The organism is Streptomyces sp. SID3343 (assembly GCF_009865215.1).
Lineage (GTDB): Bacteria > Actinomycetota > Actinomycetes > Streptomycetales > Streptomycetaceae > Embleya.
Genome location: NZ_WWJX01001201.1, coordinates 1 through 14,355, shown reverse-complemented (window position 1 = coordinate 14,355; position 14,355 = coordinate 1). Strand labels below are relative to the sequence as shown.

Annotated in this window: 15 protein-coding genes; 4 read left to right on the top strand and 11 right to left on the bottom strand. The window is 71.7% G+C overall.

Annotation, left to right across the window (positions count from 1 at the left end; all coding sequences use genetic code 11):
- Nucleotides 1–5: 5 nt before the first annotated feature.
- The 4 genes from GT354_RS52970 to hisD are packed head-to-tail and all read right to left on the bottom strand — an operon-like array spanning nt 6 to nt 3,224.
- The gene (locus GT354_RS52970) at nt 6–161 is read right to left on the bottom strand and encodes a hypothetical protein (RefSeq protein ID WP_202512742.1); all 156 of its coding nucleotides are present in this window, start codon (nt 159–161) and stop codon (nt 6–8) included.
- A complete protein-coding gene (gene hisB / locus GT354_RS37775; RefSeq protein ID WP_161360900.1) occupies nt 158–754 on the bottom strand; it encodes an imidazoleglycerol-phosphate dehydratase HisB in 597 nt (198 codons plus the stop codon). Before hisB ends, GT354_RS52970 begins: the two co-directional genes overlap by 4 nt.
- Nucleotides 755–774: 20 nt before the next feature.
- Nucleotides 775–1,872 carry a histidinol-phosphate transaminase gene (locus GT354_RS37770; RefSeq protein ID WP_161360899.1) on the bottom strand — a complete coding sequence of 366 codons (1,098 nt, stop codon included), beginning with the start codon at nt 1,870–1,872 and terminating at the stop codon, nt 775–777.
- Nucleotides 1,869–3,224, bottom strand: a complete 1,356-nt coding sequence (hisD, locus tag GT354_RS37765; protein ID WP_161360898.1) for a histidinol dehydrogenase — start codon at nt 3,222–3,224, stop codon at nt 1,869–1,871. Before hisD ends, GT354_RS37770 begins: the two co-directional genes overlap by 4 nt.
- Before the next feature lie 108 nt (nt 3,225–3,332).
- Between hisD and GT354_RS37760 the strand changes: the two genes are divergently transcribed.
- The 3 genes from GT354_RS37760 (at nt 3,333) to ybaK (ending at nt 6,122) form a co-directional block, all read left to right on the top strand.
- Nucleotides 3,333–4,823, top strand: coding sequence for an oxidoreductase (locus GT354_RS37760; RefSeq protein WP_161360897.1), 1,491 nt, complete (start codon nt 3,333–3,335; stop codon nt 4,821–4,823).
- A gap of 40 nt (nt 4,824–4,863) precedes the next feature.
- The gene (locus tag GT354_RS37755) at nt 4,864–5,550 is read left to right on the top strand and encodes an LON peptidase substrate-binding domain-containing protein (protein WP_161360896.1); all 687 of its coding nucleotides are present in this window, start codon (nt 4,864–4,866) and stop codon (nt 5,548–5,550) included.
- A 74-nt stretch (nt 5,551–5,624) separates the two neighbouring features.
- Complete coding sequence (ybaK, locus tag GT354_RS37750; RefSeq protein WP_161360895.1) at nt 5,625–6,122, top strand: Cys-tRNA(Pro) deacylase; 498 nt, start codon at nt 5,625–5,627, stop codon at nt 6,120–6,122.
- A 7-nt stretch (nt 6,123–6,129) separates the two neighbouring features.
- Here the strand turns inward: ybaK and GT354_RS37745 are convergent, their stop codons facing one another.
- From GT354_RS37745 to GT354_RS37730, 4 genes are all read right to left on the bottom strand, one after another.
- Nucleotides 6,130–6,894: a hypothetical protein gene (locus GT354_RS37745; RefSeq protein WP_161360894.1), complete on the bottom strand. Its 765-nt coding sequence runs from the start codon at nt 6,892–6,894 to the stop codon at nt 6,130–6,132.
- Nucleotides 6,895–6,986: 92 nt separating this feature from the next.
- Nucleotides 6,987–7,799 (bottom strand): ABC transporter permease, encoded by an 813-nt coding sequence (locus tag GT354_RS37740; RefSeq protein WP_161360893.1) that lies wholly within the window; start codon nt 7,797–7,799, stop codon nt 6,987–6,989.
- Complete coding sequence (locus tag GT354_RS37735) at nt 7,796–8,824, bottom strand: ABC transporter ATP-binding protein (RefSeq protein WP_161360913.1); 1,029 nt, start codon at nt 8,822–8,824, stop codon at nt 7,796–7,798. Before GT354_RS37735 ends, GT354_RS37740 begins: the two co-directional genes overlap by 4 nt.
- 110 nt (nt 8,825–8,934) lie before the next feature.
- Nucleotides 8,935–9,573 (bottom strand): hypothetical protein, encoded by a 639-nt coding sequence (locus GT354_RS37730; RefSeq protein WP_161360892.1) that lies wholly within the window; start codon nt 9,571–9,573, stop codon nt 8,935–8,937.
- A 154-nt stretch (nt 9,574–9,727) separates the two neighbouring features.
- Here GT354_RS37730 and GT354_RS37725 point away from each other — a divergent pair, with 154 nt between their 5' ends.
- A complete protein-coding gene (locus GT354_RS37725; RefSeq protein ID WP_161360891.1) occupies nt 9,728–10,981 on the top strand; it encodes a mechanosensitive ion channel family protein in 1,254 nt (417 codons plus the stop codon).
- On the opposite strand, the gene GT354_RS37720 is transcribed toward GT354_RS37725, so the two are convergent.
- The 3 genes from GT354_RS37720 to GT354_RS37710 all read right to left on the bottom strand — a co-directional run bounded on the left by GT354_RS37720 (nt 10,885) and on the right by GT354_RS37710 (nt 14,180).
- Nucleotides 10,885–11,484 carry a dienelactone hydrolase family protein gene (locus GT354_RS37720; protein WP_161360890.1) on the bottom strand — a complete coding sequence of 200 codons (600 nt, stop codon included), beginning with the start codon at nt 11,482–11,484 and terminating at the stop codon, nt 10,885–10,887. The two genes, GT354_RS37725 and GT354_RS37720, sit on opposite strands and share 97 nt — an antisense overlap.
- 55 nt (nt 11,485–11,539) lie before the next feature.
- Entirely contained in the window at nt 11,540–13,129 is a 1,590-nt protein-coding gene (locus GT354_RS37715) for a Na+/H+ antiporter (RefSeq protein ID WP_161360889.1), read from the bottom strand.
- Between the two features lie 91 nt (nt 13,130–13,220).
- Nucleotides 13,221–14,180 carry an RluA family pseudouridine synthase gene (locus GT354_RS37710; RefSeq protein WP_161360888.1) on the bottom strand — a complete coding sequence of 320 codons (960 nt, stop codon included), beginning with the start codon at nt 14,178–14,180 and terminating at the stop codon, nt 13,221–13,223.
- Between the last annotated feature and the right edge of the window lie 175 nt (nt 14,181–14,355).

Below are 14,355 nucleotides of genomic sequence, written 5' to 3'. Positions count from 1 at the left end.
GCCGCCTATCCGATCTTGAGCACGCCGGCCAGGATCGAGAACATCGCCCCGACGGCCAGCAGGGCGATGACGCTCTTGGGCAGGCCCTGCTTGGCGAACGAGATCACGCCGCCGATCAGGAACAGCCCGAAGACGATCAGGACCATCGCGCCGGTGCTCACAGGGCGCCCTTGGTCGAGGGGATCACGCCCGCGCGCCGAGGGTCCAGCACGCACGCGTCGGACAGCGCTCGCGCGAGGGCCTTGAACTGGGCCTCGACGATGTGGTGCGCGTTGCGCCCGTAGGGCACGTGCACGTGCAGGCAGATCTGCGCCTGCGCGACGAACGACTCCAGGATGTGCCTGGTCATCGTGGTGTCGTAGTCGGGCCCGATCATCGGCGCGATCTTCTCCGGCTCGGAGTGCACCAGGTACGGCCGGCCGGAGAGGTCGACGGTGACCTGGGCGAGCGCCTCGTCCAGCGGCACGGACGCGTCCGCGAAGCGGCGGATGCCCTTCTTGTCGCCGAGCGCCTGACGAAACGCCGCGCCGAGCGCGAGCGAGGTGTCCTCGATCGTGTGGTGCGCGTCGATGTGCAGGTCGCCGCGGGTCTTGACGGACAGGTCGAACAGGCCGTGCTTGCCGAGCTGGTCGAGCATGTGGTCGAAGAACCCGACGCCGGTCGCGACGTCGACCCTCCCGGTTCCGTCGAGGTCTATCGAGACCTCGACGGAGGTTTCCTTGGTGGCGCGTTCGACGCGGCCGATTCTTGCCATGACGGTGATTCGACTCTCTCTCAATCCTTCAAGACGTGACGCATCGCGTCCAGGAAGGCGGTGTTCTCGGCGTCGGTCCCGGCGGTCACGCGCAGCATGCCGGGGACACCGTTGTCCCGGACCAGGACGCCGTGGTCGAGGATCTTCGCCCACATCGCGTGCGGGTCCTCGAAGCGGCCGAACTGGACGAAGTTGGCGTCCGAGTCGGTCACCTCGCACCCGAGCGAGCGCAGTTCGGCGACCAGCCGGTCGCGCTGGGTCTTGAGCTCGCGGACGTAGCCCAAAAGCGTGTCCTCGTGCTCCAGGCACGCCAGCGCGGTGGCCTGGTTGACCGCCGACAGGTGATACGGCAGCCGCACCAGCTGGACGGCGTCCACGACGGCGGCGTCCGCCGCGAGGTAGCCCAGGCGCAGACCCGCGGCGCCGAACGCCTTGGACATCGTGCGGGTCACCACCAGGTGGGGGCGGCCCGCGAGCAGCGGGAGCAGCGAGGGCGTGTGCGCGAACTCGACGTACGCCTCGTCGACGACCACGATCGAGGGGCGCGCGGCCTGGGCCGCGTCGTAGACCCGCTCGACCACGTCGCCGGCGAGCGCGGTGCCGGTGGGGTTGTTGGGCGAGCACAGGAACACCACGTGCGGGCGCAGTTCGGCGATCTGCGCGAGCGCCGCGTCGAGGTCGATCGTGTAGTCGTCGGCGCGTGCGGCCGAGACCCATCCGGTGCCGGTGCCGCGCGCGATGAGCGTGTGCATCGAGTAGGACGGGTCGAAGCCCAGCGCGATGCGGCCGGGGCCGCCGAACGCCTGTAGGAGCTGCTGGAGCACCTCGTTGGAGCCGTTGGCCGCCCACACCCGGTCCATGCCCACGGGGTAGCCGCCGGTGCGGCTCAGGTACGCGGCGAGCGCGGTGCGCAGCTCGACCGCGTCGCGGTCGGGGTAGCGGTTGAGGTCGCGGGCCGCCGCGCCGACGCGCTCGGTGATCCGGGCCACCAGTTCGGGCGGCAGCGGGTAGGGGTTCTCGTTCGTGTTCAGCCGCACCGGCACGTCCAACTGCGGCGCGCCGTAGGGTGATTGGCCGCGCAGCTCGGCGCGGATCGGCAGGCTGTCGAGGTCGCTCACGCGGTCCCCTCCCACGCCGCGAGCCCGTCGAGCTCGCCGGCGGCGAAGCGCACCCGCACGGCCTTGCCGTGCGCGGGCAGGTCCTCGGCGTCGGCGAGCACGCTGACGTGTTCGGCGACGTCGGCGAGCGCGGCGCGCGAGTAGTCCACGACGTGGATGCCGCGCAGGAACGACTGCACGGACAGCCCGGAGGAGTGGCACGCGCAGCCGCCGGTGGGCAGCACGTGGTTGGACCCGGCGCAGTAGTCGCCGAGCGAGACCGGCGCGAACGCGCCGACGAAGACCGCGCCGGCGTTGCGCACCCGCGCGGCCACCGCGCTCGCGTCGGCGGTCTGGATCTCCAGGTGTTCGGCGGCGTACGCGTCCACGACCCGCAGGCCGTCGTCCACGGAGTCGACGAGCACGATGCCCGACTGGCGGCCGGCGAGGGCCTCGGTGATCCGTTCGCTGTGCTTGGTCGCGTCGACCTGCACCTTGAGGTGCGCGCCGACCGCGTCGGCGAGGGCTTCGGAGTCGGTGACCAGGATCGAGGCCGCGAGCGTGTCGTGCTCGGCCTGGCTGATCAGGTCGGCGGCCACGTGCGCGGGGTCGGCACTCGCGTCGGCGAGCACCGCGATCTCGGTGGGGCCGGCTTCGGCGTCGATCCCGATCCGGCCCTTGAGCAGACGCTTGGCGGCGGCGACGTAGATGTTGCCGGGCCCGGTGACCATGTTGACCGGCGCGCACGAGCCCGCGCCGTACGCGAACATCGCGACCGCCTGGGCGCCGCCGACCGCGTAGACCTCGTCCACGCCCAGCAGCGCGCACGCGGCCAGGATGGTCGGGTGCGGGAGCCCGCCGAAGTCGGCCTGCGGCGGCGAGGCGACCGCCATCGACGGCACGCCGGCCTCCTGCGCGGGGACCACGTTCATCACCACCGACGACGGGTAGACGGCGTTGCCGCCCGGTACGTAGAGCCCGACGCGCTCGACGGGGACCCACCGCTCGGTGACCGTGCCACCGGGCACGACCTGCACGGTGACGTCCTCGCGGCGCTGCTCGCGGTGCACGATGCGGGCCCGGCGGATCGTCTCCTCCAAGGCAGCGCGCACCTTGGGCGCGAGCGCCGCCAAGGCCGAGGCGATCGCCTCGGCCGGAACCCGGATGTCGGTCAGCCGCACACCGTCGAAGCGCTCGGTGATCTCGACCAGCGCCTCGACGCCGCGATGGCGCACGTCCTCGCAGATCGGACGGACCTTCTCCAAGGCCGCCTCGACGTCGAGGTCGGCACGGGGCAACACGTCGCGCAGTGCGGCGGGGCTGTCCAGGACAGCCCGCGAGGCGGGACCGCGCAGGTCGATACGGGAGATCACCTGCCCCAGTGTAGAGACGGCCCGAACGCGAACGTCCTCGCGTGTCGCAAGGTGAGACACGCGATCATTGCCGAGACGCAGCAGCCTTCCACTGTCGGGGGACGACGGATGAGCACACCACCACCGCACCTGACCGCGTCCGAGCTGCGCCTGTGGGAGGCGTATCGGCGCGGTGAGCGGCTGGATCTGGGCGCGGGCGTGGCGGCGGACGACGATCCGCGCAACGGTGCGGTGTGGGGTGGGGATCGGGTGATCCGGGCGAGTGTGCTCGCCCGGCTCCTGCTCCAACCGCCGGAACCCGAACCCGGTCACACCACGGCGTTGCGGATCACCGGAGCGCTGGTCACCGGCCGGCTGGAACTGGGCGGCGGGCGACTGGACGCCTACATCTCGTGGACCCGCTGCCGGTTCGAGAAGCCGATCACCCTCAACGTCGCGTCCACGGTGACCATCCTCGCGCACGAGTGCGTGATTCCGGCGTTGTACGGCCGCAATCTGCGCGTGGACGGCGACCTGTCGCTCACGTGCTGTGTCGTCCCGAGCGGGATCCGCATCCTGGACGCCCGGATCGACAACGACCTGCGCATCGACGACTGCGTGGTGGGGCCGGGCGAGTACGACCGGGCGGTGTTCGGGAACGGGCTCCAGGTCGGCGCGGACGCGAGCTTCAATCGCTCGGTGCTCACCGGTCAGGTGAGTCTGCACGGAGCGCGCTTCGGCGGGCCGCTGCTGTTCCCCGGGGCCCGGATCGAGCGGCCGGGCGCGCTGGCGCTCGATCTCGGCCGGATATCGGTCGAGCATTCGCTGTTCATCACCGCGGGCTTCTCGGTCGTCGGTTCGATCCGGCTCAACGACGCCCGCACGGGCGGCGCGATCGTCTTGTCCGGCGGCGTCGCGTGCGCGAACCCGGACGAGGAACTCACCCTGTGGCGGGCCGTCGCGAACGGGTTCCATCTCGCGCTGAGCGCCCCGGCGCTCGGTCGGATCGTGCTCAACGGCGCGTCGGTGGGGATCCTCACCGACACCCCGCACACGTGGCCTCCGCGCGGCAATCTGGAGATCGCCGAACTGACCTATACGACGCGTCGCGCGGCGTCTCCCGCGACGGTGTCCGACCGGATCGACTGGGTCGAGCGCGGCACCGCCGACTACGCCCCCCAGCCCTACGACCAACTCGCCGGCGTCTACCGTGCCGCCGGAGAGGACGAGGACGCCCGCAGCGTCCTGCTGGCCAAGCAGCGCCGCCGCCGCGACACGCTCGGCGTCCCGGGCCGGCTGTGGGGCCATGTCCAGGACGTCGCGATCGGCTACGGCTACCGTCCGGCCCGCGCCCTCGGCTGGTTGATCGCGCTGGTCGCGGTCGGTACCGCGGTGTTCGCCGCCGACCGGCCCGCGCCGCTCAAGGCCGACGAGGCGCCGCACTGGAACCCGTTCTGGTACACCCTGGACCTGCTGCTGCCGGTGGTGACGCTCGGTCAGGACAGCGCCTGGAAGCCCACCGGCCCCACCCAATGGCTCGCCTACACGCTGATCCTGCTCGGCTGGGTGCTCGCCGGCGCCGCGGCGGCCGGGGCCACTCGGGTGCTCAATCGGGCGTGAATCGATACGCTCGGCGCCATTCGTCGAGCAGGGCCTACTCTTGGTCACCGTGACCGACCGGCTTCCGCTTTTCCCACTCGACTCGGTGCTTTACCCGGGTCTGGTGCTGCCCCTGCACGTCTTCGAGGAGCGGTATCGCGCGCTGGTCGGCGATCTGGAGGTGCTGCCCCAGGGGGAGCAGCGGTTCGGGGTGGTCGCGCTGCGGACCGGGCGCGAGGTCGGCGACCTCGCGGGTGATCCCCTCGACGTGCTGTACCCGGTGGGGTGTACCGCCGAGGTCGCCACGATCAAGTCGCACGAGGACGGGCGCTACGACCTCGTGGCCACCGGCGCGACGCGCTTTCGCGTGGTGTCGGTGGACGACTCGGGTCCGTATCTGTACGCCGAGGTCGAATACCTCGACGATCCGGTCGGGGACCGGGCCGACGTGCTCGCGCTCGCGGCGACACGCGCGTTCGCCGAGTATCAGCGCCGGTTGCTGTCGGCGCAGCAGCGAACTCCGATAAGCCTGCCCGAACTGCCCGACGACCCGGTCGTGTTGTCGTATCTGGTGGCCGCCGCGGTGGTGCTCGACTCGCACGACAAGCAGCGCCTGCTCGAAGCCGAGACCGCCGGCGAGCGGCTGACCGCGGAGATCGAGCTGCTGCGCCTGGAGGCCGCGCTGCTGGATCACCTGCCGTCGTTGCCGGCGGTGGACCTGTTGCGCCAGAACATCGAACTCAACTAGCGACACCGGCCCGACCGGGCACGGCAGCGCGACCGGGTCACCACGGGGTCCGGCACTGAACGAAGGTCGGGGGCATGGCAAAGGGCAAGGCCAAGGGCGGTCAGGGCACTCCGGCGACCGTCGCGCTCACCCGCGAGGGCGTCGCCTACACGGTGCACGCGTACGCCCACGACCCCGACGCGGCGTCCTACGGCGAGGAGGCCGCCGCGGTGCTCGGGGTGTCGGCCGGCCGGGTGTTCAAGACGCTGCTCGCCGACGTCGACGGGGCACTGACGGTGGCTGTCGTCCCGGTCGCGGGCAAGCTCGACCTCAAGGCCCTCGCGGCGGCGGTCGGCGGCAAGCGGGCGGCGATGGCCGATCCGGCGGCGGCGGAGCGGGCGACCGGCTACGTGCTGGGCGGGATCAGCCCGCTGGGCCAAAAGCGCCGGCACCCCACCGTCGTGGACGCCTCGGCCCTGGCACACGAGAGCGTGTACGTCTCGGCCGGTCGCCGCGGCCTGGAGATCGAGGTGGCCCCGGCCGACCTGGTCCGCCTGACCGACGCGGTGACCGCGCCGATCGGCCGAGCCTGACGTCGGGTCAGCCCTGGTCCTCGGGGCGCTTGGTGAGGTCGACGTCCGCATCGTGCCCGACGGCGTCCGCGCCGTGCCCGGCCGCCGCGTCCGCGTGCGTGTCGTGCTTGAACAGGTCGACCGGCCGCGCGTCCGACCCGCCCGGGCCCTGGTTCCACCCGCTCAGGTAGGGGTTGACGTAGCGCGGCGCCGGTTTGTCGGCGGGCGCGAAGCCCGCACTCAGGCCCAGGAAGATCACCATGGACGCGATCGGCCACAGGTAGAGGATGCCCTTGGCCTGCAGGTCGAGCGGGTGGTCGAACTCCTTGTTCAACCCGACCTTCCGGACCTGTTCCAAGATGTCGTCCGGCCCCAGCCACACACCGATCCGAAACGCGAGGTAGGCACCGGCGACGCCGCCGAGCGCGAGCCCGACGGCGGTCGCGACGCCTTGGCGGCGAAAGCGCCAAAACGCCAGTGGCGCGAGCACGATGCCGGCCACGATGGAGCACACCGCGAACCAGCCGTCCTGCGCGATCGAGGTCTCGGGCTCGGTCGTCGACGAGAACACGCCGTCCTTCGTCGCCTTCAGCGGCCAGTGCGGCGTGACCTGCTCCCACACCAGTCCCACGAGCGCGCCCACCACGAGGCAGGCCGCGACCACGACGGCGAACGCGAGCAGGTCCGAGCGGTAGCGCCGCCACACGTTGGGCGGTGACTCGGACCCGGGCGCGAAGCCCACGTGGGCGCCCTCGGACGACGGGTAGGGGACGAACTCCCCGGGAGCGGTCATCTCGTCAGCGTCCCATGTCGGTCTCGGGTCGTACGGGGGCGCCCCGTACGACGGTGTGAGTGGGCTCGGGCTCCGCGCGCGCCGGTGCCGCGTCAGGCACGCGTACTGCGCCGGAACGACCACGTGGCGAGGGAGAGCATGACGACTCCCACGGCGGCGCACACCGCGAGGTTGCCGGCCACCGCCGCCCAGTCGGGGTCGCCGTAACTGGCGATGAACGCGTCCACCCCGTACGAGGACGGCAACACGTCGCGGGCCAGGCCGATCGGGCCGGGCATCCGGTCCTCGGGGATCACCCCGAGCAGCAGCGCGACCGACATGCCGAGCTGGCCGAGCAGGGTGGCCAACTCCGGGCGCGGCGCGAGCAGGCCGAACACCGCGCCGATCCCGGCCAGGGCCGCCCCGGACAGCGGTACGACCAGGAGCAGCACCCACAGGTTGGCCAGCGGCAGTTGGAACATCAGCGCGCCGATGACGGCCGTCGCCACCGTGCCGGGCAGCGTGAACGACGCGTACGCGGCGGCGATGCCCAGGACGACGGCGGCCGGGCGCACGGGCAGCGTGAGGTAGTAGTCGAGCGCGTTGGCCGCGCGCAGCGTGCCGAAGTGCTGGGCGAGCAGGTTGAGCGCGACGAAGGCGACCACGAGCACGCTGGACCCGGCCACGACCGCCTCGCGCGCGGTGTCGCTGCCGGTGTCCACGACACCGCGCATCAAGATCATGATGCCGACCGACTGGAACACCGCGACGAACAGGAGCGGGACGCGCGAGACGCGCACCCGGGACAACTGGGCGCGGTACACGGTCAGCAGCCCGGCCCACAGCGGCGTGGCCGGCGCGGGTTCGACCGCGGCGAACACGCGCGGCGGCGCGGTTTCGGTACTCAACGGCGTCGACACCTTCATCCCTTGACCAGTCCCTGGTGGCGCCCGCCGAGGGCGAGGTAGACGTCCTCCAGGCTCGGCGTGGACAGCGTGAAGTCGTCGAGTGCCTCGAACGCGGGCCCGGAGGTGACGCCGGCGAGCAGTTCGCGGGCCACCCCGGGTTCCATCCGGGTGCTCCAGCGCCGCCCGGTACGCACCGCGCTCTGCGCGAGCATGCTCACCGCCGGGTCGTCCATCGGCGGGTCGGCGCGCCACACCAGGTCGAGTCGGACCTCGTCGCCGACCATCGCCTTGAGGCCGCCGGGCGTGTCGCACGCGATCACCCGGCCCTCGTCGATCACGGCCACCCGGTCGAGCACGGTCTCGGCCTCGATCACGTTGTGCGTCACGAGCAGGACGGTCGCGCCCTGCTCGCCGCGCCGGCGGTCCACCGCGGCCCACACCGCGCGCCGCGCGACGGGGTCCATGCCGGTGGTGGGCTCGTCCAGGACGAGCACCGGGCGCGAGCCGACGAGCGCGGTGGCCACGCACGCGAGTCGGCGCTGACCGCCGGAGAGCTTTTTGAGCGGGCGGTCCGCGATCGGCCCGAGGTCGAGTTCGTCGATCACCGCGTCGCGCTCGACCCGGGCGGCCGGCGCGTCGAGCGCGCGCAGTCGGGCGGTGGTCTCGATCGCGAGCGCGACGGTCAGTTCGTCGAGCGCGCCGGACTCCTGGCCGAGGTAGGCCACCAGTCGCGCGGCGATGTCGGGCCGGCGGACCAGGTCGTGGCCGAGCAGGTCGATGGATCCGGTGTCGGGGCGCAGCAGGCCGGTCAACTGGCGCACGAGGGTGGATTTGCCGGCGCCGTTGGGGCCCAGGAGTCCGAAGATCTCGCCACGCCGCACGTCGAGGTCGATCGCGTCGTTGGCGGTGACCACGTGCCGGTCGCGCCGACGCCCCGTGCGATACGTCCTGGTGAGTGCGCGAACCGTGAAGCACGGTTCGGCCACGGTGGGCTCGCCGGGGATGGTCACGCTCCGCTCGTCCGTTCCGGGCAGCTTGTACATCCGACCCCGCGCGTCGTCCTGAAGGCTTGTCAAGGCTTGTCGAGCCGCTGTGCCGACCGGCGGCCCGACGTTGGACGCGCGGGGTCGGCTCGGCACACGACGAGACGACTCTACGCCGTCTCCGTCGCCGCCCGGCCGCCCGCCTCCCGTGCGAGCAGCACTCGGGCCCGTTGCCACTGCTCACGCGGTATCACCGCGCGCCAGTCGATCTCGGCGAGCGCGGCTTCCCGCTGCGGGTCCAATCGCCGGGTGGCGCGCGCGGCGGCCAGGCGCAGCAGCGCAAGCGGCCGGGTCGGCAGGCCGACCCGGGCGGTCTCGCGCTTGAGGTTGGGCCACCACACGGTCGCGGCGTCGGTCATCTCGTCCTCGGCGGCGTCCAGGCGATGGAACGCGGCCAGGCGCCCGATCGCCCGGGCGATCACCCACTGCACGAGGGCGGCGAGGGCGAACAGCACGACGAGCACGAAGCCCAGTGGCGGAAACAGGAACAACAGGGGTACGCCGGTGATCAGCAGCAGGTACTTGAGCAGGAACAGGAATTCGAGTCGGCCGAGGACGACCTTGCCGACGAGGTAGCGGATCAACAGGGCGGCCTGACGTGCGGTGAGCTTGGTGTCGACGTCCGGGCCGACGGGAACCGCGCCGTGTCGGGCGGAACGTTCCTCCGCGACCCTGGAGGCGTCGCGGAAGCGCTGTCCCCGTCGCATCGCGCCGAAGCCGGCCTTGCCGATCCTGGTCCACTTGGACATCGCGCGCCCTTCGTTCCACTCGCCGCCTGATCGCACGGTAGCGTCCCGAGGACGCCTGCGGAGGTCGCTCGATCCCGCATCGCACGCGACGGTAACTTCCGCGCGCTGGGGTACCGTACCCGTTTGACCACAAGCCCCCTAGGAGGCTCTCGACGTGGATGTGTGGCACATACTTCGCCCGTTGATCGTGCTCGTCTCGGTGATCGTCTTCACCGGGCTGGTGACGTGGGGCATGGCCCGGCTGGCCCGCGAAGTACAGACCCGCAAGCCGCTCACGGGACCGTTGTGGTCGATGATGCGCCGGGGCCGGGCGTCGGTCGTCGCGACGTTCGGCTTCAGCGTGTTGCTGCTCGCGGAACCGGCGGCGGGGCTGCCCGAGCGCAGCCGCGGCATGATCCGGCACATCCTGGTGCTCCTGGTGATCGCCACGTGCGCGTGGCTGATCGTGCACGCGGTCACGTTGTTGGTGAACACGTCGTTCGAGCGCTACGCCGCGAACGCGACCGACACGCGGCGCGTGCGCCGGATCGAGACCCAGATCGCGCTGATCCGACGAACCGCCGTCGCGATCGTGGGCATCATCACGTTCGCCGCGATGATCATGACCTTCCCCGGGATGAAGACGATCGGTACGAGCCTGCTCGCGTCGGCCGGTCTGCTGGGTGTGGTCGCCGGTCTGGCCGCGCAGAGCGCGCTCGCCAACCTGTTCGCCGGGTTGCAGATCGCGTTCAGCGACATGGTCCGGATCGGCGACTCGGTCGTGGTGAACCAGGAGATGGGCACGATCGAGGAGATCACCCTGACCTACCTGGTGGTCAACACGTGGGACCAGCGCCGGATCGTGATGCCCGTGTCGTACTTCACGTCCCGGCCGTTCGAGAACTGGTCGCGCACCGACACCCGGATGACCGGCACGGTCTTCCTGCATCTGGACCACTCGGCCCCGGTGGGCGAGTTGCGCGACGAACTGCACCGGATCCTCAAGGACACCGGTCTGTGGGACGGCCAGGGTTGGAGCCTGTACGTCACGGACACCACGCCCACCACGATCCTGGTCCGCGCGGTGGTGACCGCGCGCGACTCCGACGACCTGTGGACGCTGCGCTGCGAGGTGCGCGAGAAGCTGCTCGACTACCTGCGCTGCGAGCACCCGTACGCGCTGCCCAGGATCGCGACGGCCCCCGCGCCGCTGGGCAACGAGGCGGTGGGCCCGTACAGCGGCAACGGCCGCTTCGCGAAGGCCAGGCCGCAGCCGCAGATACCCGCGCAGCCGGCCGGGCCGCGCCGCTACGTGGACCTCGCCAAGAAGCCTCAGCCCGGGTCGGAGGCGGCGGCCGCAGCCGCGTCGATCTCGCTCAGGAAGTCCGAGGCGATCGCCCAGGCACGCTCGGCCGCCTCGCGGTCGTAGTCCGCGAGGTCGGCGTCGGTGAACAGGTGGCCCGCGCCGCGGTAGCGGTGGATCTCCACGTCAGCCCCGGCGCGGCGCATGCCCAGGTACCACGTGCCGAGCCAGTCCTCGGTCTCGAACGGGTCCGGCTCGGCCACGTGCAACTGCACGGGCACCTCGGTGGCCGCGTCCTCGCGCAGGTCGGACGTGCCGTGGAACATCAGCAGGCCGGCCGCGGCCCGGTCGGCGAACACCGCGTTCTGCGCGATCGAGGCGCCGAGCGAGAACCCGGCGTAGACGAGGCCCTCACCGAGTCCCGCGGCCACCTTGACGGCCCGCCGGATCAACTCGTCGGCGCCGATCTCGTCCTTGATGTCCATGCCCGCCTCGACGGACTCGGTGGTGCGCCCGTCGTACAGATCGGGCACCGTCACCTCGTGCCCGCCCGCCCGCAGCCGCTCGGCCGCGGCGTGCACGGCGGGGCGAAGTCCATAGGCCGAGTGGAACAACACGATGCGGGCCACGGGGGTCCTTCCCAGAGGTGCGGGCGGGGCAAAGGATCCACCGTACCGGCCGCGATCACCGCATGCTGCGCAGGTCGAGGCGACGCAGCACGCGGTCGGCGGCGGCCGGGTCGACGCCGCGCCGGCTGCGGGCGGCGATCACCTCGCGGCGGGCGGCGGCGTTCATCTCGCCCTCGATCTCGTGCAGGAGCTTGATCCGCTTGGAGCGGGCGATCACCGCGTCGGCGAGTTCCTCGACCGCGCCGTCCGGGGTGAGTTCGGCGAGCAGCGCCTTTTGTCGGGCCCGCAGCCGCTGGACCATCTCGTCGGGGAGGTCGCGCTCCTCGTCCAGTTCACGCAGTCGGTGCAGCGCGGCCTTGGTCGCGGTGGCCGCGATCAGCCGCTCCTCCAGGCTGTCGACGTCGTCCGCCTCGCGCACGTCGAGTCGGCGCACCAGCCACGGCAGGGTCACGCCTTGGAGCAGCAGCGTCACCACGATCACGCAGAACGCGATGGCGAGCAGTCGCTGCCGCTCGGGGAACGGATCGCCCGCGTCGGTGGTCAGCGGCAGCGCGAGGGCGAGCGCGATGGTGACCACGCCGCGCATGCCGGCCCACCAGACGACCACGGTCTCGCGCGGGTCTGGGGTCTGCGTCTCGCCGGAGGTCGGCAGCTTGTTGTGCAGCCGCCGGGCCAGCGCCGCGACGGGGAACAGCCACAGACCGCGGACCACGATCAGCACCAGCACGACCGCGCCGGCCTGCCACAGCAGCCGGCCCCGGTCGCCGTGGATGCCGTGGAAGATCTCCCACATCTCCAGGCCGATCACGCCGAACGCGACGCCGGTGACGACGAGGTCGACGACCTCCCAGAACGAGCGACCGGTCAGCCGGCCCACCACGTTGTCCGCGTCCTCGGCCACCGAACCGAGATAGAACGCGGTGGTGAGTACCGCGAGTACGCCCGAGCCGTGCAGTTGGTCGGCGACCACGTAGGCCATGAACGGCACCAGCAGCGTGAGCAGGGTCTGCAGATTCGGTTCGCCCAGGCGCGCGAGGAGCAGTCGGCCCGCGAAGCCGACCGCGAAGCCGATCCCGACGCCGACCACGGCCGAGAGCGCGAACACCCCGACGGCCCGCGCCGGCGAGAACGTTCCGCTGACCACCGCCGCGACCGCGACCTGATAGAGCACCAGCGAGGTGACGTCGTTGAAGAGCCCTTCGCCCTCCAGGATCGACACGAGCCGCCGCGGCAACCGCAGGCTCCCGGCCACCGCCGTCGCCGCCACCGGATCCGGCGGCGCCACCAGCGCCCCGAGCGCGACCGCGCCCGCGAGCGGAAGCCCCGGGATCATCGCGTTCGCGACGGCGGCCACCACGACCGTGGTGACCAGCACGAGCGCGACCGCGAGCAGCATGATGGGCCGCGCGTTCGCGGCGAACTCACGCCAACTGGAGCGCTGCGCCGCCGCGTACAGCAGGGGCGGCAGCAACAGCGGCAGCAGCAGTTCGGGGTCGAACCGCAGCGTCGGCACGAACGGCAGCCAACCCAAGAGCACCCCGTACAGGGTGAGCAGGACGGGGAACGGCAGCCGCAGCCGTCCCGCGAGCGGCACGACCAGGACGGTGCCGAACATCAGCAGGAACAGCAGCGTGAGCTGATCCACGCATCACCCCCAACGGATCGATCCCTGTTCGATCCTGCGAGGCTTCCCCCGATTCGGCCGCGCCTCACTGCTCAGGCGCGGCCGATTGTGATCACTTGCCGTTGGTCCACTTGTCCATGACCCGCTCCAACGTCGCCGCGAGGTCGGCCGGGTAGGTGCTTTCGTACTGCACCCACGAGCCGTCGCCGGGGTGCTCGAAGCCCAGGCTCACCGCGTGCAGCCACTGCCGCTCCAGCCCCAGGCGCTTGGACAGGGTCGGGTCGGCGCCGTAGGTCAGGTCGCCGACGCACGGGTGCCGCAGGGCCGCCATGTGCACTCGGATCTGGTGCGTACGGCCGGTCTCCAGCTTGATCGACAGCAGGCTCGCGGCGCGAAACGCCTCGATCGTGTCGTAGTGCGTGACGCTGGGCTTACCGCTCATCACCACGGCCCACTTGTAGTCGTGGGTGGGATGGCGGTCGATCGGCGCGTCGACCGTGCCGGTGTGCGGGTCGGGGTGACCCTGCACGAGCGCGTGATAGCGCTTGTCCACGGTGCGGTCGCGGAACTGCTGCTTGAGCAGCGTGTACGCGCGCTCGGACTTGGCGACCACCATGAGCCCGGAGGTGCCCACGTCGAGCCGGTGCACGACGCCCTGGCGCTCGGCGGCGCCCGACGTGGAGATCCGGTAGCCGGCCGCCGCGAGGCCGCCGACCACGGTGGTCCCGGTCCACCCGGGGCTGGGGTGCGCGGCCACGCCGACCGGCTTGTCGATCACCACGATGTGGTCGTCGTCGTGCACGATCCGCATGCCGGGCACGGGTTCGGCGACGAGCTGGACCGGCCGGGGCCCGGCGGGCATCTCGACCTCGATCCACGCCCCGCCGTTGACCCGGTCGGACTTTCCGGCCGCCTTGCCGTCGAGCTGCACCTTCCCGCCGGCGGCCAGCTCGGCCGCCTTGGTGCGCGAGAAGCCGAACATCCGCGAGAGCGCGGCATCGACCCGCTCGCCTTCGAGGCCATCGGGAACGGGAAGAGTACGGATTTCGGGCGAGCCGGGATTGACAGTCACGAGATACGAGTATGCCCGGCATCGGGGCCGGACTCGACGACGTGGCCTGCGCCGGCCTGCTCGCCGGCCTTCCCGGGCTTCTTCGCGGTGCTCGCGGAGACGGTCTCGCCCGGGGTTTCGGCGGCTGTGGCGGGGGCCTCGGTCGTCTTCGCGGGGCCGGCCGGCTCGACCGCAT

Coding starts and splice junctions, on each gene's coding strand:
- hisB (WP_161360900.1), bottom strand. CDS start 754: ATGGCAAGAATCGGCCGCGTCGAACGCGCCACCAAGGAAACCTCCGTC.
- GT354_RS37760 (WP_161360897.1), top strand. CDS start 3,333: ATGAGCACACCACCACCGCACCTGACCGCGTCCGAGCTGCGCCTGTGG.
- ybaK (WP_161360895.1), top strand. CDS start 5,625: ATGGCAAAGGGCAAGGCCAAGGGCGGTCAGGGCACTCCGGCGACCGTC.
- GT354_RS37745 (WP_161360894.1), bottom strand. CDS start 6,894: ATGACCGCTCCCGGGGAGTTCGTCCCCTACCCGTCGTCCGAGGGCGCC.
- GT354_RS37740 (WP_161360893.1), bottom strand. CDS start 7,799: ATGAAGGTGTCGACGCCGTTGAGTACCGAAACCGCGCCGCCGCGCGTG.
- GT354_RS37735 (WP_161360913.1), bottom strand. CDS start 8,824: ATGTACAAGCTGCCCGGAACGGACGAGCGGAGCGTGACCATCCCCGGC.
- GT354_RS37730 (WP_161360892.1), bottom strand. CDS start 9,573: ATGTCCAAGTGGACCAGGATCGGCAAGGCCGGCTTCGGCGCGATGCGA.